Source organism: Spirosoma luteolum, assembly GCF_054778875.1.
Window position 1 is genome coordinate 1 of record NZ_BAAGZE010000013.1, and the last position, 1,567, is coordinate 1,567.

The 1,567-nt window shown below is 60.1% G+C and carries 2 protein-coding genes; both read right to left on the reverse strand.

Annotated elements, in window-relative coordinates; translation table 11 throughout:
• Positions 1 to 1,251: DUF4331 domain-containing protein (locus ACYVAC_RS16190; RefSeq protein ID WP_461098795.1), on the reverse strand; the 1,251-nt coding region annotated here is incomplete at its 3' end.
• Between the two features lie 28 nt (positions 1,252 to 1,279).
• The coding region (locus tag ACYVAC_RS16195) for a DUF4331 family protein (protein ID WP_461098796.1) at positions 1,280 to 1,567 on the reverse strand (288 nt) is incomplete at its 5' end.

Below are 1,567 nucleotides of genomic sequence, written 5' to 3' on the forward strand. Positions count from 1 at the left end.
GGTGGCCAGCTGGTAGGGGGCCAGGTTGGGCACGCCGGTGTAGAAGATGGGCAGCAGATCGACGGCGCGGGGGCTTTTGTTGTCGGGCAGCAGGATGGGTCCGAAAGCGTTTTCGGCCAGGGCGGTACCCTCGAGGGCAGCACTGCCTTTGAGGCCGAAGAGGCCGGGCTTGCCGTTGCGGAAGTCGAACTTACCCAGCGAGTTGCTTTGGATGCGCAGGGCTGCCAAACCCGGCACGGCACCGCCAAACTGCGAATCGTCCATGTAGAGGGCGAGTTCGGGGTTGGTGAGGTACTTGGCAAAGGGGAGGTCCTGTCCGGCGTAGGGGCTGGTGGCGTTCCAGCGGTCTTTCATGCCGATGGGAATAACGGCTTCGTTGGTCAGGGGCATGCCCAGCCGCGACACCTGTACCCACTGCCCGTCGTAACCCACATCGCCACCGCTGTAGAGCGTTCTGATCATTTTGCGGCTGGCCGATGCATACACCCCAATCACATAATCAGGGTCGAGAATGGTGCTGGCCTGCGCCACCGTTTTGTTGGCTTTCTGCAGCGTGGCGACCGGCACTTCGATCACGATGGAGTGGCAGTTGAATTTAGCCACCGCATCGCGGCCCTGCGGCCGAAAGTTGCCCACGTCGAAAATGCCGCCCAGGTCCACGAAGAACGGATCGTCGACGGGCCCACAGAAGATTTTCTCGCCGGTGCTGGCCGTCATGATAGACTTCTGCACCAGCTCTTCGTACGAAGCCGCTCCCAACCCAACCGTGCTGTTCTCGATGGAGCGGGGGCCGATGTTCGGCGGGGGCACGGTGCCGTTGCTGACAATGGTGGCGAAGGTTTTTCCACCGTCCAGGCTGCGCTCGCAGGTATAGGTCGTCTTCAGGTTTTCCTTACCCAGCCGGATCAGGAAAAATGTAGTCGGATCCTGATTGACGCGCGAAAACGTGAATCGGTACACGATATCGTCGCCCGTGGTTCCAGCGTTGTTGTCGACGTGTACTTCGTAGCGAATATTTTCGCCAAACGTGTACCAGTTGGGGCCACCCGCCGGGTGTTCAAACGGGATATAGTTGGCAATCAGAACGATGTTCTCGGGGTTGGCCGGACTTTTGAAGGCGTAGACGTCCGTATTGTCGGCCAGGGGGTCGTTCGAAATCAGGGGTGCCTCGCGGTGCGATGACGCCCGCAGGGGAGTGGACAGGCAGACCAGCATGGCCAGTAGCCCGATCAGGTATAAACTCGTTTTCATACGATTCGAATGCGATCAGTGAGGTGAATTAAAACCGGGGCTTGGTAGGGTAGTCGAAGCCTCTCCAAGGATTCTGCTCGTAGGGGAAACTGCCCTTCAGCTCGACATCATTCTTGGTCGGACCGGCGTTGAACCCCAGCACATTGAGCAACCGGGGCGACACCGGGGCGGCCGGTGTCGCGTCGTCGTAGAACAAGCCGACAGCCGCCAGCACCACACCCGACACGGCCTGCAGCTCAATGGTCGTCACATCATCCTCCAGCCGCCGGCCGTTGGGGAAGCCGTCCATGTTGGGAATAAACTGCAGGGCCGCCGA